Annotated in this window: 16 protein-coding genes, 1 tRNA gene and 1 riboswitch; of the genes, 14 read left to right on the top strand and 3 right to left on the bottom strand. The window is 36.0% G+C overall.

Annotated elements, in window-relative coordinates; genetic code table 11:
* Window positions 1-10: 10 nt before the first annotated feature.
* A complete protein-coding gene (locus ACP5Q2_RS05800; RefSeq protein ID WP_428098134.1) occupies window positions 11-307 on the bottom strand; it encodes a DUF485 domain-containing protein in 297 nt (98 codons plus the stop codon).
* Window positions 308-708: 401 nt separating this feature from the next.
* Between ACP5Q2_RS05800 and ACP5Q2_RS05795 the strand changes: the two genes are divergently transcribed.
* From ACP5Q2_RS05795 to ACP5Q2_RS05775, 5 genes are all read left to right on the top strand, one after another.
* On the top strand, window positions 709-2595 hold the full coding sequence (locus tag ACP5Q2_RS05795; protein WP_428098131.1) for a putative nucleotidyltransferase substrate binding domain-containing protein: 1887 nt from the start codon (window positions 709-711) through the stop codon (window positions 2593-2595).
* 99 nt (window positions 2596-2694) lie between these two features.
* Window positions 2695-3681 carry a phosphate acetyltransferase gene (gene pta / locus ACP5Q2_RS05790; RefSeq protein WP_428098128.1) on the top strand — a complete coding sequence of 329 codons (987 nt, stop codon included), beginning with the start codon at window positions 2695-2697 and terminating at the stop codon, window positions 3679-3681.
* A gap of 9 nt (window positions 3682-3690) precedes the next feature.
* Window positions 3691-4938, top strand: a complete 1248-nt coding sequence (locus tag ACP5Q2_RS05785) for an acetate kinase (protein WP_428098125.1) — start codon at window positions 3691-3693, stop codon at window positions 4936-4938.
* 182 nt (window positions 4939-5120) lie between these two features.
* Window positions 5121-5193, top strand: a tRNA-Gly gene (locus ACP5Q2_RS05780).
* A gap of 263 nt (window positions 5194-5456) precedes the next feature.
* Entirely contained in the window at window positions 5457-7361 is a 1905-nt protein-coding gene (locus ACP5Q2_RS05775) for a methyl-accepting chemotaxis protein (protein ID WP_428098122.1), read from the top strand.
* An 86-nt stretch (window positions 7362-7447) separates the two neighbouring features.
* Here ACP5Q2_RS05775 and ACP5Q2_RS05770 read toward each other — a convergent pair whose 3' ends face one another.
* Window positions 7448-10612 (bottom strand): EAL domain-containing protein, encoded by a 3165-nt coding sequence (locus ACP5Q2_RS05770; RefSeq protein ID WP_428098119.1) that lies wholly within the window; start codon window positions 10610-10612, stop codon window positions 7448-7450.
* A 146-nt stretch (window positions 10613-10758) separates the two neighbouring features.
* Here ACP5Q2_RS05770 and ACP5Q2_RS05765 point away from each other — a divergent pair, with 146 nt between their 5' ends.
* The 3 genes from ACP5Q2_RS05765 to flhB are packed head-to-tail and all read left to right on the top strand — an operon-like array spanning window position 10759 to window position 13573.
* The gene (locus ACP5Q2_RS05765; protein ID WP_424605399.1) at window positions 10759-11727 is read left to right on the top strand and encodes a dihydroorotate dehydrogenase-like protein; all 969 of its coding nucleotides are present in this window, start codon (window positions 10759-10761) and stop codon (window positions 11725-11727) included.
* Between the two features lie 5 nt (window positions 11728-11732).
* Window positions 11733-12512: a flagellar biosynthetic protein FliR gene (gene fliR / locus ACP5Q2_RS05760; protein WP_424605398.1), complete on the top strand. Its 780-nt coding sequence runs from the start codon at window positions 11733-11735 to the stop codon at window positions 12510-12512.
* Window positions 12512-13573, top strand: a complete 1062-nt coding sequence (gene flhB, locus ACP5Q2_RS05755) for a flagellar biosynthesis protein FlhB (protein ID WP_428098115.1) — start codon at window positions 12512-12514, stop codon at window positions 13571-13573. Before fliR ends, flhB begins: the two co-directional genes overlap by 1 nt.
* Window positions 13574-13602: 29 nt before the next feature.
* Here flhB and ilvD read toward each other — a convergent pair whose 3' ends face one another.
* Window positions 13603-15447, bottom strand: coding sequence for a dihydroxy-acid dehydratase (gene ilvD, locus ACP5Q2_RS05750; protein WP_424605396.1), 1845 nt, complete (start codon window positions 15445-15447; stop codon window positions 13603-13605).
* 91 nt (window positions 15448-15538) lie between these two features.
* A riboswitch (TPP riboswitch) is annotated at window positions 15539-15634 on the top strand.
* 80 nt (window positions 15635-15714) lie between these two features.
* Here ilvD and thiC point away from each other — a divergent pair.
* From thiC to ACP5Q2_RS05720, 6 genes are all read left to right on the top strand, one after another.
* On the top strand, window positions 15715-16992 hold the full coding sequence (thiC, locus tag ACP5Q2_RS05745) for a phosphomethylpyrimidine synthase ThiC (protein ID WP_424605505.1): 1278 nt from the start codon (window positions 15715-15717) through the stop codon (window positions 16990-16992).
* Window positions 16989-17591, top strand: coding sequence for a thiamine phosphate synthase (gene thiE / locus ACP5Q2_RS05740; RefSeq protein ID WP_428098111.1), 603 nt, complete (start codon window positions 16989-16991; stop codon window positions 17589-17591). The genes thiC and thiE overlap by 4 nt, the downstream gene beginning before the upstream one ends.
* A gap of 1 nt (window position 17592) precedes the next feature.
* Complete coding sequence (gene thiL / locus ACP5Q2_RS05735) at window positions 17593-18519, top strand: thiamine-phosphate kinase (RefSeq protein WP_428098108.1); 927 nt, start codon at window positions 17593-17595, stop codon at window positions 18517-18519.
* Between the two features lie 89 nt (window positions 18520-18608).
* Complete coding sequence (gene pap / locus ACP5Q2_RS05730; protein WP_424605393.1) at window positions 18609-20096, top strand: polyphosphate:AMP phosphotransferase; 1488 nt, start codon at window positions 18609-18611, stop codon at window positions 20094-20096.
* 3 nt (window positions 20097-20099) lie between these two features.
* Complete coding sequence (priA, locus tag ACP5Q2_RS05725; protein ID WP_428098104.1) at window positions 20100-22046, top strand: replication restart helicase PriA; 1947 nt, start codon at window positions 20100-20102, stop codon at window positions 22044-22046.
* A 36-nt stretch (window positions 22047-22082) separates the two neighbouring features.
* The gene (locus ACP5Q2_RS05720) at window positions 22083-22850 is read left to right on the top strand and encodes a tRNA (adenine-N1)-methyltransferase (protein ID WP_428098101.1); all 768 of its coding nucleotides are present in this window, start codon (window positions 22083-22085) and stop codon (window positions 22848-22850) included.
* Window positions 22851-22853: the final 3 nt, after the last annotated feature.

Here is a 22853-nt window from a genome sequence, read left to right as displayed (position 1 = left end):
CCTCCCGGTATTATAACATCTTTTTAAGTTCTTCCACTTCTTTGTCGTAGGTGTTGTTTGCCCACCAGACATAGTAAGCGGTCAAAATCCATGCTGCAACTATAACAAGTACACCCAGAATAAGTCCAATATTAGTATACTGGCCAACCTTAATAGCTAATGCTGACTTGTTAAGCGCGATGAGAAAAATATAGCCATAATACACTATAAAAAGTAATGCCAGTAAAACATAACTAATTGTCCACTTTTTTGCTACAAGGGACTTAAATTTTTGTGATTCAAGCACCTCTCTTGCTTTTTTGTCCATAAAACACCTCACATTTTTTTAATTTTAAAAATTTTAAACCTTTTATTAACTACTCCACCCAACCGACCTTTTTTACTGGGTGTAAAAAACTCAACCTAAAATTTTATATAACATTGTTTGTATTAAAAATAACACTTTTATAGACATGTGTCAACATTTTTTTTAAATATTTTATAAATAGAGACAAAATTAGGTAACACATTTATAACTATGAAATATACCTGTATAGTGAATAAACATATTAGGATTATAAAAATTAAATTTTTTTTAAACTCGACTAGATCTAAATCCATACTTATCTACTAAAAATTAATAATTTTAACTTATAATTCAAGTTATTAAAATTATTTTCTCTTGCAAATATCTTTTATTTACATTATAATTAAAAGAAGGAGTTTATTATGAACAAGATAACGATAGATAATATTGAAAAATTAATAGTTAATTTAAAAAACCATTATTTGTTCTCAGATTTACCTGATAAAAATTTAAAAATAATACTTGGAAACTCATCTATAGTTGAATTAAATAAAAATGAAAAACTTTTTGAAAAGAATGAAACTTATCACAAAGGAGTATATTTTGTTTTAGAAGGTTCAGTCTTATTTATTAATAATGAACAACCTATTGCGGAAATGGGTTATGGATCTATATTGGGAATAACCACCTTTTTAGGTAAATCAACTTATTTAGTAAGTGCAGTAGCAAAAGATTTCGTAAAATTGATTTTTTTTCCAGAAATCTGCATTTATAAATTAATTAGTGATTTTGAAGTTTTTAAAAATAGATTTTATAATCTTGTTTCTGAAAGATTCAGACTTCTTCAAGGTGACAGTTCAACCAAATCATTGCAGTTGACTTACAAACCGATATCTGCGTTTATGACTAAAAACGTCCAATCCTTGAATGAGGATGACACAATACTAAATGCCTCAAAACTGATGAGCAAAAAGAATATCGGTTCGGTGGTCATAACTGATAAAAAAAACAACGTCAAAGGTTTAATAACATCAAAACATATTGTGCATAAATTTCTTTCACAAGAAGATATAGATTTATCTGCAAATGTCTCATTTTTTATGGAAACTAATCCCATCAAGGTGCCTAAAGATTACCCATCCATAGAAGTGTTATCAGAAATGCAATCCAAAAATCAGGATTATGCTATTGTCACCGAAAAAGATAAACCCTTAGGAATTGTCTCAAATAAAGATCTTTTGAAGATATTTTATGCAACAGCTAGTACCTTCACCCTAAACATTGAAAATGCCAGTTCCTATGAAGAGCTAAAGTCCATAAAAAATAACCTTTACATTGTTGTAAAACATCTATTGGACAATAGCAGAATGACATCTGAAATCCTGCCAACAATTTCCACAATACATATAAATATACAAAAAAAGGTTCACAAACTATGCCTTGAAGAATTCCAGAATTCCACTGGAAAGAATATATCCGACTTAAATTATGCAATCATAATTATGGGTAGCGGAGCACGAAAAGAGATGATGCTTAATCCGGATCAGGATAATGGATATATTTTTGGGGACGATTTGGGTGATGAAGAGATATCTATACTGATGGATTTTGGAAAGCTTTTTACCGAAAAGCTTGATTACGTTGGTTATGAAAAATGCAAAGGGAATGTGATGGTCACAAATCCCGAGATGTCACGAAAGCTCTCCCAATGGAAAAAACAGATAGATGTGATTACACTAAACGCTGAAGACAAGGGATTTACATGGTCAAATATCGTTTTTGATATGGACACATTCTACGGCAATATCGAGCTGGTGGAAAATCTAAGGGACTTTATTTTAAAGATAGTTGCCTCCAGACCCCTATTTCTCATACAGATGCTTGAAAGGGAGACACATTTTAAGATACCGATAACATTTTTTGGGAATTTTATAGTGGAAAAAAGTGGTGAACATGCTGGTATGTTAAACCTAAAGAATTCAGCCCTCACATTCATCACAGATATTGTCAGAGCATTCAGTCTCAGCAATAACATCAGACAACTCAATACGATCGATAGGGCTAAGCAACTTAAGATGAACGAAATATTATCCGAAGAAACTGTCACTAAGATAATATCAGCCTATGAAACCGTCGTGGACCTTGCACTTACAAAAGAAATAAAAGATGCTGAAAATGGTAGAACAATAAGTAAATACATAAACCCGAATGAGCTCTCCGTTTTTAACCAAAATAGGCTAAAAAATGCACTAGGATCAATATCTAAACTTTTGAATCTAAGCTTGAAATACTTTAAAGGACAGTTTTAACATAGAAATATTTTGTGATATTAAACTATTTTAATATTAACTTGACAGCATAATATTTTTCAGCTAAAATAAAAAATAATTCTATTTAAGAGGTGCCTTATGTCACTAATGGAAAAATTTTGGGAAATGGCCAAACAAAGGCAAAAAACTATCGTTTTACCAGAAGGTCATGATGAGAGAACTATTGATGCAGCCCACACCATTGTTCAAAACAAGCTTGCAAAAGTAATAGTCCTTGGGGATGAACAAAAAATAGAATCTCTTTTTAAAGCAAAAGGATACCCTATTAGCTGCGAAATAATAAACCCCACCACCAGTAAATATCTAAACGATTTTGCGGGTGCATACTATAATAAAAGGAAATCAAAGGGGATGAGTGAAGAAGAAGCTTTAAATTGTATGAAAGATATTCTTTACTTTGGGGCTATGCTTGTGGAGCAGGATATAGCTCAGGGGTGTGTTACCGGAGCCTGCAACACAACTGCAGATGTATTAAGGGCGGCCATCAGAGTAATCGGTACAAAAACTGGGATTAACACAGTTTCAAGTTGTTTTATTATGGTTACAAATAAAAAAGAATTTGGTAAAGATGGTGCCATGCTTTTCGCTGATTGTGCAGTAAACCCAAATCCAGATTCAAGACAGCTGGCTGAAATAGCAATAGCCACTGCGGATAGCTGCAGATCTTTCCTCGAGGAAGAACCAAAAGTGGCCATGCTATCATTCTCCACCAAAGGAAGTGCCCAGCATCCAGACATCGACAAAGTATTAGAAGCATTGAAAATAGCAAGAGAGATATCCCCAGATCTGATGATAGATGGTGAAATGCAAGCGGATGCCGCTCTTATTAAAGCTGTTGGGGAAAAGAAAGCACCAGGTAGCAATGTTGCCGGTAAAGCAAACGTCCTTATCTTCCCGGATCTGGACGCAGGCAACATAGCATACAAGCTTGTGGAGAGGATAGCAGGGGCGGAGGCAATAGGTCCAATCATTCAGGGTCTTAGAAAGCCGGTCAACGATTTATCAAGAGGATGTAAATATATGGATATCGTAAATGTAGCTGCCATCACAGCAGTGCAGGCTTAGGAGGAGTTTATGAAGATCCTTGCTTTAAATTGTGGAAGTTCATCGGTAAAATATCAATTGTATGATTGGGAAAATCAAAAAGTAGTTGCAAAAGGGATTGTTGAAAGGATAGGAATCGGAGATTCCTTCATCGTCCATGAAGTACCTGGAAAAGAAACTCACAGGGAAGAATATGAATGTCACGATCATATCGCCGCCATAAACCTTGTGGTGCACACATTGGAAAGCCCCACAAAAGGGGTAATTTCAAAAATTTCTGAAATTTCCGCAGTAGGACACAGAGTTGTTCATGGTGGGGAAAAGTTTAAAAGAAGTGTATTGATTACAGAAGAGGTGGTGAAGGCCATCGAAGAGGTTCAGCATCTTGCGCCACTACATAATCCCCCCAATCTTGCTGGTATCAGAGGGGCACAGAAAGTCTTACCAGATGTACCTCATGTGGCAATATTTGACACCGCTTTTCACCAAACAATGCCTGAGTATGCCTATCTTTACGCAGTCCCATATGAATGGTACGAAAAATATGGTGTGAGAAGATACGGATTCCATGGCACAAGCCATCTTTATGTTTCCAAAAGGGCAGCCGCTTTGCTTGGAAAACCTGCAAAAGAGTGCAACATTATCACAATGCATATAGGCAATGGCGTATCTCATACTGCTATTAAAAATGGTGTATCAGTGGACACATCGATGGGGCTTACACCACTGGAAGGAGCTGTTATGGGTACAAGGTGCGGGGATCTTGACCCTGCGGTACCACTTTTTATGCAGCAGCAACTCAACATAACCCCCAAAGAGATGGATAATATTTTGAATAAAAAATCTGGCATTCTTGGTATTACCGGAAAATACACTGATAGAAGAGATGTTATCGCCGGAAGTGAACAGGGGGATAATAGATGCAATCTGGCATTGGAAATTGAAGCATATCGATTAAAAAAATATATCGGGGCTTACTATGCAGTGCTTGGAAGAGTAGATGCCATAGTTTTTACCGCCGGTGTTGGAGAAAATGCATGGCTGATAAGAGAAAAAGCCCTTCAGGGGTTGGAAAACTTAGGCATTATAATTGACTTTGAAAAAAATAAAAAAACCTTCAGTAAATCTGGAGAAACAGAGATATCAACGCCAGAATCCAGAGTAAAAGTATTTGTCATACCTACCAATGAGGAGCTTGTCTTCATCGAAGACGTTGTGGCTATATTGAATGGAACCTACAAAGACCACACAGAGCATCAATACACATTCCTTAAATAAGAAAAATAACAAACTAAGGTGGGGCAACCCACCTTTTTATTTTGAACACGTACCATCTATTTTAACTTATTGATCAAAAAGAATAATATATCTATTAAATATAAATAAACAATTTTATTACAATTTTTTTTAAAAAAGTAGTTGACATTTATAAAAAAATTATCTATAAGTTCAGTCCCATCGCGGGTGTAGCTCAGTTGGTAGAGCGCGACCTTGCCAAGGTTGAGGTCACGGGTTCGAGTCCCGCCACCCGCTTTTCTTTTAAACCCTCCGTCAAATTCGAATTACCTCCATCTTTTAAGCTTGTTGTCATTAATTAAAATTGATTATTATCGCTTTAACAAAAATCTCAATAAAGTGTAGTGTATTGTAAACCTTTATTTAAACAATAATACAACAACATATAAAATAATAATTAAACTTAAAACATATTTAAAGAACAAAGCATATTTTTTAATTTCATTGCTTTTTAAAAAAAATTTAATATAATAAGAAGAAGAAAAGTTGGAGGTTGCCCTATGAAAAATAAAAGTCTTAAAATAAGAACAATAGTCCTTTTGAGTAGTTTCATTGTGATAGCTTTATCTTTGATCATTTTAGGTTATCTTAACATAAAAATTTCAAAAACCTACTTTTCTAAGGAAATAGCCAATCAATTAACAGCTCAGGTGAATTTAGTAAAAAATTTCGTGGAAATTACAAATAAAGCCATTGAAGATTCAAGTCTCAGGGTAAGAGAAAAAGCCGAAAAGGATCTAAACAGGTTATTATCAAACGTTTTAAGTGAAATAAAAAGAAAAAATCCAAAAAATATTGACGAAATCAGAGAATTGATTCTTTCCAGAAAAATAGGTGAAAAAGGTTATTTTTTTCTGTTAGATATGAATGGCACACTTACAATACATCCATCAAGCGAAGGGAAAAATTTGAAAGGGCAACCACACATAGATGAAATATTGAATAAAAAAGATGGATTTATTCGCTACACAAGAACAACTGACCCAGCAAAACCTATAGTTTATGCATCTTATGGATACATTGAAAAGTTAAACTCAATCCTTGTTGCAACAGTGAATGAGAATGACTACATCGGTAACGAATTAAAAACAACCAATATGATTAAAAATGAAGTAAAAAATACTATAAAATCTACTAAAATAGGATCTACTGGATACTACTACGTAATCGATTCAACAGGAACACTAATCATTCACCCAAAGAAAGAGGGTGAAAATGTTTCTAATTTCGATTTCATAAAAGAGATTATTAACAAGAAAGAGGGGGTATTAAGATATCCATGGGAAGGAAAATTTAAAGTTGTTGCATTCACATATTACAAAAACTTAGACTGGATCATTTCAGCAGGCTCTTACGAAGATGAGTTTATCGGGCCCGTTATAAAATCGATTAAAATATGGTTTACTTCGGTCAGCATAGCAATATTAATCGTACTTTTCTTAATTATAAGATTTATTTTCAATAAATATGTAACCAGACCTGTAGACATCCTATCAGCTGAATTTAAATCAATTTCTGAAGGGGATCTGACAACATCAATTGAATACAACAGAAACGATGAAATGGGAATTATCATCAAAAATGTAGAAGAAATGAAATATCAGATGAATAATACTCTTTGTAGTGTAAAAAAATCAGCAGATAATGTTATCCAGTCGTCGGATTCTATAGATTTATCCTCTAAAGAGATGTCAAAAGCCATTGACCATCTAACATCAAAAGTATCTCAGGTGGAGATAGCTGTGCATGAAATGAGCGCCACAATACAGGAGATTACAAATAATATCGGTGGTATATCAAGAGAAGTATCCTCAGTAAAAGATCTTGCCGATAAAGGGAAAAATGATTTGAAAATAGCTGTAAGTAATGTTAGTGACCTATCAAACTCTGTTCAAAAATCTGGGGAAAATATACAAAAGCTTGGGGATGCATCAAAAGAGATTGGGTCAATATTAGAGGTTATAAGAGAGATTGCCGATCAAACTAATCTTCTTGCTTTAAATGCGGCTATTGAAGCGGCAAGAGCAGGTGAGTTTGGTAGAGGTTTTGCAGTTGTTGCTGATGAGATTAGAAAATTGGCTGAAAGAACAGCAAAGTCTATTTCAGAAATAAATAGTATGATAAAAAATATACAAAAAGAGGTTGATGCATCAGTAAGGGATGTGAATAACATAAGTAAAGCTGCTTCGGAGAGCGTAATAATTATTGAAAAACTAAATTCGAGTTTTAACGAGATCTTAAGCGGAGTTGTGGAAATAGCAGACAAAATCAATTCGGTAGCAACGGCAGTTGAAGAGCAAAGCTCAGCTGCAAACGAGATATCCCAAACATGCCTGAAGTTTCCGCTGTGGCTGAAGAAAATTCTTCTATTGCTGAGCAAAACAGAATTCAGTCGGAAAATTTAAGGGAACTCGCCCGGAGGCTTTTAACATTGGTAGAAAAATTTAAACTAAAAATGTGCTAAATTCGTAGGAGTTTAAAATATCGCAATCTATTTGAAATATTGCTTTCTGAGGTTTTCGGAATACTTTTTCCAATCTGTACTGTAAAGGATATCCTTATCCAAAGGTTTCCCCAGCAGATAACCCTGAATGATATCACACCCATTATTTTTGAGATATACCAATTGCTCCAAAGTCTCAACACCTTCTGCCAGAGTGGTGTAACCAAATCTCTTACCTAAATCTATCATAGCATTCACAAAAGCTGTATCCTTTTCACTTTTAAACATATCCCGAATGAAACTCATATCTATTTTTAAAATATCGCATGGTAAATATTTAAGTCTGGAAATGGAAGAATATCCGGTACCAAAATCGTCAAGAGCCAGTTTTAAATTCATCTTTTTCTTAAACTCATAAAAATTATCCACAAAAAGATCCGTGTTTTCATTAAATTCCCTTTCAGTAATCTCTACAGTAATTTTTTTTGAAATATCAGGTGTCAGATGAGAAAACTTTGATACAAAGCTATCAATATCAAGACCTTTTGCCGATATGTTTATAGAAATATTATAACCTGTTTCTTTAATAAGCTCCGATACCTCATTGATAAGCCATTTTTCAAATCTGCCAATATGTTTTGATTGCTCAAGATGATCGATGAAAAAGCCAGGGTATACTATATTACCTTCTTTATCTTTTAGCCTTATGAGAGCTTCAAAACCAGCCAACTCCAGGATATCTGTATAAAAATATGGCTGATAATGTAGTATATATCTATCTTCCTCAACTGCAGTGGATAAAAGATCCTCCACAATCATATATTGCTCTGCCTGCTTTTCAAGATCTGGATCGTAAAACTGAATAAAATCATCCATCTTTTTCATTTTAGAAAGTACTAAAGAAGCTTTATTCATAATACTCAAAATATCTTTTCCATCAAATGGATATATAACTATCGAAATCTTCACATTAATGTAAATCGACTCGTTTTCAATAAGAAATTTTTTCTGGAAAAAGTTCGATAATCTCTCAACTATTTTTATTATATTCTCTTTCTTTTTGATATTTGAAAATAATATCGCAAAATCATCCCCTCCAACCCTTGAAACGATGTCCCTCTCTTTTGCTAATTTTTTCAGAGAATTCCCCACTATTTTCAAAACTTCGTCACCAAAAGCAAAGCCATAGGTGTTATTTATAAAACTCATATTATCAATATCCACCAAAACAAATGCCGATATAGATTCTGGATTTGATTTTAAAAATTCGTTTGCCTTATGTTGAAAACCAAGGTAGTTGTATAATCCGGTGAGATGATCCTCATATCTAACTCTGTCTATTTCATTCTGAAGTAGTATCTCATTTGTAATATTTTTCCCAATCGAAACATAACCTTTTATCATCTTGTTCTTCATTATCGGTATTACAGTGGCATCGATATAAAATAAATGTCCACTTTTTGTTTTATTTATAAAAATTCCAGAAAATTCATTACCACTTTTGATTATCTGGTAAAATCTATCATAAAAATCTCTACTCATACTTCCAGACTTGAATATAGCAGGCGTCTTACCAATGATCTCTTCAGAAGAATAACCAGATACCTTAGCCACCGCTTCATTGTGGAATAATATTTTACCTTCAAAATCTGTTATAAAACATAAATCTTTGGATGATTTAATGGCATTATAAAACCACAGGGCTTTCTCATCCTTTTCTATTTTCTGTAATATAAAAGTAATATCCGATTTTAATTCCTCCATCAATACCACAAGTTCATCGAGGAAATTGATATACTTTTGAGTGTGAACTTCAATAATGGCAATCAATCTATCCTCAATGAAAATAGGAATCACAAATACAATTGCTTTGATATTTCCACTATCGTCAGAAACGATATCCATTAAGATATTTTTATCATTTATCTCTATCTTTTCCAGGAGTTTTAAAGGGGTACCATAGGTATATTCTGAATGCTGTAGACCATTCTCATAGTAAATCACCCTTGAAAAGCAAAGCCCCATTACAGTGGTAATATTCTCACTAAGCTTTTTAAATACATCTTCCTTGTAATCTGAAAAAGTAATTATATGATTGAGTTCCTTTATTCCAGAAAAAAGCTTCTCCAAAAAGACATTTTTTCTATTATCAATGAAAATAAATGTTCCTGATGGTTTTCCATGAAAAATCACTGTGGAAGCAAACCCCTCCACATCGAGAATCTCCCCATTTCTAGCCACCATTTTTATATTTTTATATTTGACATCAAAAAACTCCCCTGCCAACCTCCTTGATACATTATTTTTTACAAATTCTGCCTTGCTTTTTTCAAACAGCTCCACAACATCCAATTTATACAATTCTTTTTCATTATATTTCAAAAATCCTAAAGCATACTTATTGGCATACTTTACCTTGTTTCCATAAATTATCACTCCAATATTTGTAACCTGATCAATTACCTTAAAAAAGCTTCGATAGTTTCTGTATTCAAATATCTTTTCCCCAATCTTATTAAGTCTATCCAGGAAACCAAACTCATATCCTATCGGCACAATCTTATCAGAATCAAGATTCTTAATAATATCCAATCCACGGGGATCACTGTGCATATTGAATAAGATATCTTCTATTTTACTCCTGAAATCCAGATCAGTCGGTTTAACCATAAAGGAATGAAATATCCCCATACTGAATTCAAGAAGGATATCCATCTGTGATTGGAAGTCCACCGGGAGATGTGAAAAGATATCTTTACGGGTAATACCGATATCTATTTCATCATTGAGTAATGCTGAATGAATATCTTTAAGGTTTTGATATATGATAAAATCAAGCTTGTCTATGTCAAAACCGATATTTTCCAGCTCCATAAGAGTAGAATAAATAGATCTTATTGGTACGATACCAACTTTTAACAGTTTTTTATCTTTATCAAACTTTTTCTTTCTAAGATAATAAACAGTATCCCATTGATTATCAAACCTTGCAATAGGGATATATCCTCTATCTAAGAGAAGAAGTACTGTTTCTGGATTCTGGAATACAACGTCGTAATCATCCCGTCTACTTCTCTTCCGCTCTTCCAGAAAAGAGGTATACGTAACAAGATCGAAATCCTCACCAAACTTTTCAGACAAATAGTCAATAAATCTTTCCCATACTCTTAAATCTTCTTTTGTATGATGAAAACAAACTGCAAATTTCCTCATAATCTAATTAATACCTAAAAATTATTAAAAACACAAGTTTTTTTCCTGATATTACAAATTTAGCTTTAATGACCAGATAAAAAACTTTTTTTGTTGAAATTATCAAAGTAAAATATTAATATTAACAAAAAAAGATGGGAGATTTTATGGCCGATTTAAAAGTAGATTTTATGGGAATAAAATTGAAAAACCCCTTGATAGTGGGTAGCTCCACAATGACAAAAAATATTGGCGGACTCCTAAAGGCTGAAGAGTCTGGGGCTGGTGCTGTCGTATTAAAGTCACTTTTTGAAGAGGAGCTTTCGGAAGATTTAGCCCTTTCGGATGACTATCATCCGGAGGCTTTTGAATATTTTCTAAATGATACCAGTAAACTTTATGGTTCCACAAAGTATTTAGACTTTATCAAAGAGGCCAAAGACAAACTATTCATCCCAGTGATAGCCAGTGTAAACTGCCTTGGGGGAAAATGGTGGGTGGATTATGCCAGACAGATAGAAGATGCAGGGGCAGATGCACTTGAGCTGAATATCGCTTATATCCCTTTTAGTATAAAAGAAGACCCAAGAGATATTGAAAAAAAATATGTGGAGATAGTTTCTTCTGTAAGAAATGCGATAAAAATACCTTTAGCTGTTAAAATAGGGTATTATTTCACTTCGGTACCCCTTATGGTAAAAAAATTGAAAGATGCTGGTGCAAATGGTATAACAATGTTTAACAAATTCTTCCGTATGTCGATAGATGTGGAAAATATGAAATTCCATGGACTTGAAGTGTATAGCTGTGTAGAGGAAACCTATCAGGTTTTAAGGTACGTCGCTGTGTGTAATAACCAGGTAAATATAGATATTTCCGCAAGTACAGGTATTCACAATTCAAATATTGCCCTTCAGCATCTCATGGCCGGAGCTAAAACATTTCAGATCGTTTCAGCAATATACAAAAAAGGGTATGGTGTTATACCTGAAATAGTAAATGATATTAATAATTACCTTGATAGAAAGCATTTTAAATCTGTGAATGATATCATCGGGGTAGCCACTAAATTTGATGGTGGTTTTAAGGCATTCGAACGTATCCAGTATATGAAGTATGCGGGGGACAGGTATTGATGTAAATGTTTGAATTTTTATTTGATACCAACAAAATTGTACTTTTTTTTCTTACAGTTGTAAGAATAAGTGGTATCATATTTACCGCTCCAGTTTTTGGAAGTGAGATTGTATCTGCCAGAATCAAGCTATTTTTATCCATTTTAATCGGGATTCTAATATTCCCATTTATAAAAGCTATAGATCTATCAAAAGCGAATAACCTTTTGCTGATACTTATCATAATCAAAGAATTGTTGATAGGAATAGCCACCGGCTTAATCGGAAGATTTCTTTTTATTGGGGTACAATTTGGAGGTCAGGTGATAGGTACCCAGATGGGATTTGGTATAGTAAACGTCCTTGATCCTCAGAACAATGCCCAGATATCACTGGTGGCTCAATTTCAAAATATCATCATGATTCTTTTCTTTCTCGTCATTGGCGGGCATCTATACATAATTCAGGCTATTGTAAAGTCATTTGAAATGATACCTCTTGGGGTATTTGTATTCAACAAAGAATCTTATATCTTTATTGTAACTATTTTTTCCAAAATATTTCTTACAGCTCTGAAAATCACTGCCCCAATATTTGTTACACTTTTAGTTACCCAGGTGGTTTTAGGAATTATGGGAAGGCTGGTGCCTCAGCTAAATATCCTTATCATCGGCTTCCCAATACAGATAGCAGGTGGCTTGCTCGTCATCATCACAAGTTTGACATTTTTTTACAGTATGTTTGAATCTTTGATGTATGAATATCTAAATAATATTCTAAGACTTTTTCGATACTTAGGTGTCTAATGCCGGATAACGACTCAGATAGAACGGAAGAAGCCACCCCTCGGCGGAAACAAAAAGCGATAGAAGAAGGTAACGTACCAAAAAGTAGAGAATTAGCCACAGGTACCACCTTTTTAGTTGCGGTACTGATATTATACTTTTACATGCCTCCAATGGTGGAAGAGTTTAAAAGTAGTTTTATCACATACTTTTCCATGTACAACTACAGGATAAATAAAGAAAGTACATATCTTTTGCTTATTGAAGTCTTAAAGTCTATAGCAAAAGTAACATTACCACTACTATTCATACTTGTTTTTGTGGCTATTTTATCAAATATTGTCCAGTTTGGAGTGATTTTTTCCAGTAAAGCCCTTGAACTGAAATGGGACAGAGTAAATCCAATAACAGGTTTTGGAAGATTGTTTTCCAAAAAGTCCCTTTTCGAACTTTTAAAATCGATTTTAAAAATATTTTTCTTAGGTTTTGCAGCTTTTTTCATAATAAAATCTAAAATAGCCACAATAGTCACTCTTGCGGATGCAGATGCTATTTCATCGATACACTTTTTGGGCAAGCTGATTTATGAAGTTTCGTTTAAGCTGGCAATAATAATCATGGTTATTGCATTGATCGATTTCCTTTATCAAAGATGGCAATATTATGAAGACCTCAAAATGACAAAACAGGAGGTAAAAGAGGAGTTTAAACAGATGGAAGGGGATCCCCTGATAAAACAGAGAATTAGAAGTATGCAAAGGGAAATGGCAAGAAAAAGGATGATGGAGGAAGTACCCAAAGCGGATGTGGTCATCACAAACCCCACCCACTACGCCGTGGCTATAAAATACGATATGGCAAAAGATAGAGCCCCCAAAGTGGTGGCAAAAGGACAGAGGCTTATCGCATTGAAGATAAGGGAGATTGCGTCTAAAAATAACGTATTAATTCACGAAGATCCGCCACTTGCCAGAACACTTTTTTCTTCCGTCGAAGTAGGTGAAGAGATACCTGAAAATCTTTACAAAGCGGTGGCGGAAATTCTTGCTATGGTATATAAACTTAAGAATAAATCGGTATAAAAAAGGAAGGGGGAATGCCCCTCCTTAAGTTATTTACCTTCGAATTTTGATAGATCCCTCACAGCTCCTCTTGCAGCGCTTGTTGTAAGCAGTGCATATGCCTTCAAAGCCTGTGAAATCTCCCGTTTTCTGTACTTTGGCCTAAACCCTGTTGTATTTATCAGTTTCTCCCTACGTTTTTTTATCTCCTCCGAGGATATATTCAAATCTATCCTCCTCTCCGGAATATCGATAACTATTTCATCACCATCTTCTATAATTGCTATATTCCCACCTTCCGCAGCTTCTGGGGATATATGACCTATGGAAAGACCAGATGTACCACCTGAAAACCTACCATCAGTTATCAATGCACAAACCTTCCCCAACCCCTTTGATTTGAGATAACTTGTGGGGTAAAGCATCTCCTGCATCCCTGGGCCCCCTTTTGGCCCTTCGTATCTTATCACCACAACATCTCCGGCTACTATTTTATCTGATAAAATAGCATCCACTGCATCCTCTTGACTTTCAAAAACTCTTGCCCTACCCTTAAATTTTAAAATCGACTCATCCACACCAGCGGTTTTTACTATGCAACCGTCCTCTGCAATATTACCGAAAAGCACAGCAAGCCCACCATCTTTGCTATAAGCATGCTCTACACTTCTTATACAGCCGTTTACCCTATCAAGATCCAGATCCCAATATTTATCCTGAGAAAAAGGCTCCAGCGTAGGAACATTTCCTGGGGCTGCAGAGTAAAATCTTTTAGCATCATCATCGCCATTTCTAATATCCCACTTATCAATAGCCTCTTTCAGCGTATTACTATGAACCGTTTTCACTTTACTGTGTATAAGTCCAGCCCTATCCAGCTCACCAAGAATACCATAAATCCCTCCAGCCCTGTGGACATCTTCTATATGATATTTATCAGTAGAGGGGGCAACTTTGCATAGGTGGGGCGTCTTTCTGGACAATCTATCTATATCTTTCATCGTAAAATTGACTTTAGCCTCGTTGGCTATGGCAAGAATATGCAAAACTGTATTGGTGGATCCCCCCATTGCAATATCTAGTGTCATTGCATTTTCAAATACCTCAAAGCTGGCAATAGATCTGGGTAGTATAGACTCATCACCATCTTCGTAGTACATTTTACACAATTCCACAATTCTTTTAGCGGCGGCGGTAAATAGCCCCTTTCTTAACTTATGGGTGGCCAGCAAAGTACCATTACCTGGTAGTGCAAGCCCCAGAGCCTCAGCCAGACAATTCATGGAATTGGCAGTAAACATTCCGGAGCAGGATCCACACGTAGGGCAGGCGGATCGCTCTATTATCAGCGTTTCCTCATCTGTATAATCTTTACTCACTGCGGCCACCATTGCATCCACAAGATCCATCTTTTTGAATTCATTTTTCAAGTTCATTTTTCCAGCTTCCATAGGTCCACCCGAAACAAAGATAGCAGGAATATTAAGCCTCATTGCCGCCATCATCATCCCCGGGGTAATCTTATCACAGTTTGAAATACATACCATCGCATCGGCACAATGGGCATTTATCATATACTCCACAGAATCAGCAATCAATTCCCTTGACGGTAAAGAATAAAGCATCCCATTATGCCCCATTGCAATACCATCATCTATTGCGATTGTATTCATCTCTTTGGCAATTCCACCCGACTTTTCTATCTCCTCCACCATAAACTTTCCAATCTCCCTTAAATGAACATGACCCGGCACAAATTGAGTAAAAGAGTTTACCACAGCGATAATCGGTTTTTTATTGAAATCCTCCTCTTTTACTCCTGTGGCTCTCCAGAGAGCCCTGGCACCAGCCATATTCCTTCCGGAAGTAGTCGTAGCAGACCTGTATTTTGGCATAATTACCCCCATATTTTTTTATAAAAATACTTTTTAAGAGAAATTATGTCAACAAAAACCTTGATTTTTATTTTAAAATAGTTATATTTAAATCTATCCGTGGGGGTGCTCTTTTATAAAGGGCTGAGAAATACCCCTCGAACCTGATCCGGGTAATGCCGGCGAAGGGAACGGGTGAGTAAAAAGCCATCCGACCATTCGTCGGGTGGCTTTTTTGTTTATCTCAGGAGCCACCTTCCGGAAAAAATAATACTATGCGGAGGAAATATGACACAGCTTGAAGCAGCCAAAAAGGGGATATTAACACAGGAGATGAAAATTATTCTAAAAGAGGAATCTATCGATGAAGCAAATCTTTTAAAAAACATTGCAGAAGGTAAAATAGTTATCCCCAAAAACAAAAATAGGGATTTCAAAAAAGTAATGGGAATTGGAAAGGGTCTCAGGACAAAAATCAACGCTAATATCGGCACGAGTGGAGACTGCCCCACACTTGAATTCGAAAAGGAAAAGCTTAAAGTGGCCATAGAAGCAGGTGCAGATAGCGTAATGGATCTTTCCACAGGTGGGGATCTTACTTTGATAAGAAGCGTCATTTTAGAAGAATCATCCGTCATGGTGGGGGCTGTGCCAATCTATGCTGTGGCAGCTAAGTTAGCCGAGGAGAATATCCCCACCTACAAAATGGATGGAGAAAAGCTGTTGAGATCAATCGAAGAGCAGTGTAAACAGGGGATCGATTATATAACAGTGCATTGCGGCGTCACAAAAGAATCGGTGGCAAGGATGGATAAAACAAACAGAGTATGTGGAATAGTTAGCCGAGGAGGATCCATTCTTGCTGACTGGATCAGAAGAAATGGTAAAGAAAACCCACTTTACGAATTTTACGATGATCTATTGGATATAGCGTATAAATACGATGTAACTTTAAGTTTAGGGGATGGTTTCAGACCTGGTGCCATTGCAGACGCCACTGATAGAGCCCAGATTGACGAGCTGATAATATTAGGGGAACTGGCGGAAAGAGCATGGAAGAAAAATGTTCAGGCTATGATAGAAGGGCCGGGGCATGTCCCTCTGAATCAGATACAGGCAAATATGATTTTACAGAAAAGACTGTGCAACGAAGCTCCTTTCTACATTCTGGGGCCACTCCCAACAGACATAGCACCTGGATATGACCACATTACAAGTGCCATAGGTGGAGCAATTGCCGGTGCCGCCGGAGCTGATTTCCTATGCTACGTTACGCCTGCCGAGCATTTATCTTTACCTGACGTCGAAGATGTAAGGGAAGGGGTAATAGCATCAAAGATAGCAGCCCATATTGCAGACATTGCAAAAGGATACCCGGGTGCAATTGAAAAAGATATACTTATGAGCAAATACAGAAAAGAACTAAATTGGGAAGGGATGTTTTCTCTTGCAATAGACCCAGTAAAGGCAATGAAGAAATTTAAAAAGAACAACGATGTAAACTCTTGTACAATGTGTGGAAAATTATGTGCAGTAAATATAGACAAAAAATTAGCGACTATTTGAAGTTGTACCTTATCCTTGAGACAGATATGCTTAAAATCCCCCTTGAGGAATTTATCCCTCAAGTGGTATCTGGTGGGGTTACGGCGATTCAATTGAGGGATAAGAAGCTAACTGCAAAGCAAAGGTATGAAAATGGATTAAAAATTAAAGAGCTCACAAAAGATAAAGACGTTATGATAACAGTAAATGATAGGTTGGATCTTGCTCTTGCTCTGGAGATAGATGTTATTCATGTGGGGGTAAAAGATATACCCCCTTATGTCATAAAGGATCTTTATCCGGACATTCTTGTGGGATATTCCTGTAATAATATCGAGGATCTGGAGGTGGCGGAAAAAAGCAAAGTAAGCTATGTCGGTGTTGGTCCTGCCTTTTTGACATCCACAAAAGATGACTTAAGACCATTAATAGGCCCAGATGGAATTAAAGAGATCGTATCAAAGACAGATATCCCAGCGGTGGCGATTGGTGGTATAAATCTACAAAACTGCCATCAATTGGTTGACATCGGTGTAAAGGGGGTGGCGGTAAGCTCAGAGATATGTAGAAGCCTAAGCCCCTACGAAACCTCAAAAAAATTTAGAGAGTTTTTCCCCTAAGATGAAAGAATTTGAATTTATAAAAAAATTATCCGACTTAAACCGATACTACTTCTCGAATGAAGATCTAGGCATCGGAGACGATGCCGCATTATTGGGAGAATTTCTCATAGCAAAAGATCTGATCGTATCAGATGTACATTTCAAGAGGGAAGCAGGTCTGAGAAATATACTCTTTAAGCTCATTACATCAAACGTCAGTGACATAGCCGCAATGGGGGGTACCCAACCTTTTTATGCGCTTTTGGGATTATCGACTGATGGAAGTATAGATTTAGAAAATTTCATAACCGATTTAAAATATGTCCTCGATTACTACAGGATAGATCTGATAGGCGGAGACACAACTGGATCGGTACATGGAATCTTTCTGTCACTTACCATAATAGGCAGAAAAAATAGATTTCTGCTCAAAAGAACCACCGCCAGATCCGGAGATATTCTATTTTTATCAAGACCTGTGGGATTATCAAAATTATCTCTGGAAAAAGAGCTGGGCATAGCCCAACATTCCATACACCCCCACTACCATTATAATCAAAAGGCTGAGGTGGCGCTTGGTGGTTTATTAGGTTCGTTAAATTATGTGACGTCCTGTATCGACATAAGCGATGGACTCGGCAGGGATCTATCCCATATTTCAGAAGGTAGTAAAGTCAAAATAATAGTTGAGGAAAAATACTTTGACATTTCTTATTTGGAAAAATTTAACATAAAAAACCCCTTTGATTACATACTCTCTTCAGGTGAGGAGTATGCATTAGCTTTTACGATCGATAAAAACTATTCGTCTGAATTTAAAATATACCGAAAACAGTTCCCTGATATTTTGGAAATCGGATTTATTACAGATGGGGAAGGTGTGTTTCTAAGGAAAAAAGATAATTCTCTGGTTGATATATCCCGATACGGCTACGAGCATTTATAAAAATTTAATTCCCCACTCACAAGATACAGTTGTTTTTTTATTTCATATATATTATCATTATAAAAACCTCATACAGAAAGGGGGAAGATATGTTTGAACTTGTGGAGCTTGAAAAGAAAATAGATAAGCAATTATACGAGGAAAAGATACAGGATCTCCGTCAGAGGTTATTTTTTGCTCAGCTGGAAGCTAAAAAACTTAAAATCCCCGTTGCAATTCTCATTGCAGGTGTTGATGGTGCTGGTAGAGGTGAAATTATAAATCTCATTACAGAATTTATGGACACAAGATATATAAAAACTCATACATTCTGGGCGGAAACAGAAGAGGAAAGGGAAAGACCCCCCTTCTGGAGATACTGGAGGGCATTGCCAGCCGCCGGTACCACATCATTGCTCTTTGGAGGCTGGTACGAAAACACCTTTTTGGATTTAGCCTATGGAAGGATAGATATCGATAGATTTGACAGAAGAATGCAACGGAGAGTGAGATTTGAACGTTCACTATTCAACAATGGCACATATCTGGTAAAATTCTGGCTTCACCTTTCTCAGGAGGGGCAGAAAAAAAAGGTAAAGAAGATCTATAAAGAATACCCCGAAGAGATAGCAAGATTTAGAATTAACAAAAAAAACGTAAAACATTATAAAGAGATAATCGATGCCGCCGCAAGATCCATAAGAATTACTGATAGGGTGGAAGCCCCATGGGTTCTTGTGGATGCTTATGACTGGAGAAACAGAAATCTAAACGTCGTTGAAACACTCGTAAACCTCTATGAAGGCGCCATAAAAAGCCATAAAGAAGGTGTACAAAAATGTATTACCTCAAACGTCAACATATCCTATGATTACCCATCCATCCTGGATAATGTAGATCTATCGGTTTCCATCAATAAAAAAGATTACGAAAAAGAACTGGAAAAACTTCAGCTTAAACTATGGGGTCTCACCTGGCAGGCACATCAGAAAAAGATTTCAACGATTATACTTTTCGAGGGCTGGGATGCTGCAGGAAAAGGTGGATGCATTAGAAGAATCACAAAAGGTATAGACTCGAGACTCTACCAGGTAATTCAGGTGGCAGCTCCAACTGATGAAGAAAAAGCCCATCATTATCTATGGAGATTCTGGAGACATGTCCCGAGATTCGGTTTCGTTACCATCTACGATAGGTCATGGTACGGAAGGGTTCTGGTGGAAAGGGTTGAAAATTTTGCCACACCAGAGGAATGGGGTAGAGCCTACTCAGAAATCAACGATTTTGAAGAGCAGCTTACCCAATACGGTAAGATTTTACTTTTCAAATTCTGGCTTCATATATCAAAAGATGAACAGCTAAAAAGATTCAAAGAAAGAGAATCAACTCCACTAAAACAATATAAAATCACAGAAGAAGACTGGAGAAATAGAGAGAAATGGGATCAATATAAGGATGCAGTGGACGATATGGTGGCTAAAACAAGTACCGATATAGCCCCCTGGTATATTATACCGGCTAATGACAAAAAATATGCCCGAATTGAAGTTTTAAAAACCATTTGTGATAAAATGGAGAATCATCTTAAAAACTTTTGATAGATGTTTTATTACAAAGTAGCAGTAGCCATACCTTATTTGCAGTTTTTAACCTACAGGTCTATCAATGATATTCCGGATGGATCTATAGTCAAGATAGAGGTGAAAAAAAGGATAACTTTAGGCATAATATATTCTAAGACTTCCGATATTGAACCCCTTCAGATTAAAGAGATACTCGAGATATATGACGGTATACATTTGACAAAAAACTATCTAACATTTCTTGAAAAACTCAGCAGTTACTATACCTACCCCATAGGTACCACCCTTCACAAAATCTCCCCCATAAGGCTTGTGGATCTGGATATTAAAAAGGTAAAAGAGCCCGACCTCCGATACAATACTGTATTATTAAATGATGAACAGCAGTCTATCTATGAAGAGATTGCAAATAAATTGGACAGATTTTATACATACCTCATCTACGGTGTCACCGGTAGTGGTAAAACTGAAATATATTGTAAGTTGATAAACGACATACTCGACAGCGATGGTCAGGTAATTTATATTTTACCAGAAATTACTCTCACCACCCAGCTTTTTCATCGCCTACAATCGAGACTAAAAAAAGATGTGGCCGTTTACCATAGTAAAATCTCAGAGAAAAAAAGGCAGGATATTTTAATTAGATTCAATTCCGGTGCTTTAAGTGTCATTATAGGTGCCAGAAGTGCCCTTTTCATACCCGGAAAGAATATTAGATTAATAATAGTGGATGAAGAGCATGACCCAAGTTTCAAACAGGAGGATACCCCCCATTACAATGCCAGAGATATGGCGGTATTATACGGAAAAATATTAAATATACCCGTTGTATTAGGATCTGCCACACCTTCAATAGAAAGCTATTATAATGCATCCACAAACAAATATAGGCTACTCAGACTTAACAAAAAATTCTATCCTAATACCGAAACATCTATAGATATCATAGATATGAAAAATGAAGAGATCATAGCTGACTTTTTAAGCAAAAAGCTATATGATGGAATCTATGAAAGGCTAAATAGAGGCGAACAGACGCTTCTTCTCATCAATAAAAAAGGGTATTCCAGCTATATAATATGTAGATACTGTGGAACCATTCTTCATTGCAACAACTGCTCTGTTTCCATGACATACTACAAATCTGATGAAGTTGCCAGATGCCACTATTGCGGAACCTACCAGCATAAATTCAGATGTGGGAAATGCGGTGGAGAAGATTTTTTCACTGTGGGCACAGGTTCTGAAAAAGTTTTTGAATTAATGGATCAACTCTTTCCGGGAGAAATTCTTAGGCTGGATCAAGATGTGGTCACTTCAACCAGGAGGGTAGAATCTATATTGGCAGAATTTGGGGAGAAGAAAAAGAAGATACTTGTGGGAACCCAGATTATATCAAAAGGGCTCAATTACCCGGACATCACACTTATAGGGGTTATAAATATTGACAATCTTTTTACCCTACCTGATTTCAGGGTGGAGGAAAGATCTGTCCAGATGCTCACTCAATTTTTAGGTAGGGGTGGAAGATTTGAAAAGCCATGCCAGATGATCATTCAAACGTATAATCCGGATAATCCAGTATTCGACGTGGTGAAATCAGGTGACTTAGATAGTTTCTACAATGATATCATAGAAAAAAGAAAAGTAATGGGATATCCCCCTTTTGTACATCTTGTGAAGATCTTGATTGACGGCCAGAGGATAGATAAAGTGATGGATATCTCAAATAAAATTTCAGAATCTTTAAAACACTCATTATCAAAGGATGATAAATTACTTGGCCCCGCAATAGCTCCCATTTCAAAGATAAAAAATAGACACAGAATGCAAATAATTCTCAAAGTAAAAAAGGTTTCAAATATTACTAAATATAGAAAATTGGTGGATGATATCTTTTATAAACATAAGCATGGAAACACAAAATTTATTTTTGATGTTGACCCATACAACTTTATGTGATTATAATTCTCTTTCCAAAATAAAAAGAGGTGATGGATGCTAAAGTATGGCGATAAAGTTATATTAACCGATCATAAAAAAAACAAACACACGGTCACTCTAAAAGAGGGGGGTAAATTCTCCACCAACTACGGCTATATCGAACATGATAAAATAATCGAAGCTGGTAATGGGGGGATAGTACTAAGCAGTAAAAATATTAAATACACAATACTAAAACCCACTTACATAGATTACGTCATGCATATAAAAAGAAACGCCCAGATTATATATCCCAAAGATACAGCGGCAATGTTGATGGAAGGGGATGTTTATCCAGGTCTTGAGATATTGGAGTCTGGAATAGGTCAGGGGGCTTTTTCGATAGCGCTTTTGAGGGCACTTGCCGGTCAGGGTCGCCTTGTGAGCTACGAAATAAGAGAGGATTTTGCAGAGCAGTCAGAGAGATTCATAAAAGAATACCTCGGAAATGTAGACAATCATACAATAAAAATAGGTAATATCTATGAAGGTTTTGAGGGTGTGTATGATAGAGTCTTTCTGGATCTTCCGGAACCATGGCATGTATTAAAATATTTAAAAGAAGGTTTAAGGGATGGTGGGATTGTTGTTGCGTATATTCCAACTGTTTTACAGCTTAAAACTTTTGTGGATACACTAAAAGAATTAAATTACTTCGCAGACATAGAATCATTTGAACTAATCAAAAGACCATGGAAGGTGGATGGTTTATCCGTCCGTCCTGAAATGTGGATATACAACCACAGTGCATTTATCTGCAGGGCAAGAAAGATGAAAAGCTGAGGT

Source organism: Calditerrivibrio sp., assembly GCF_049968475.1.
GTDB classification, from domain to species: domain Bacteria; phylum Chrysiogenota; class Deferribacteres; order Deferribacterales; family Calditerrivibrionaceae; genus Calditerrivibrio; species Calditerrivibrio nitroreducens_A.
Note: the sequence above shows the minus strand (reverse complement) of the source record. Positions and strands in the feature narration are given on the sequence as shown.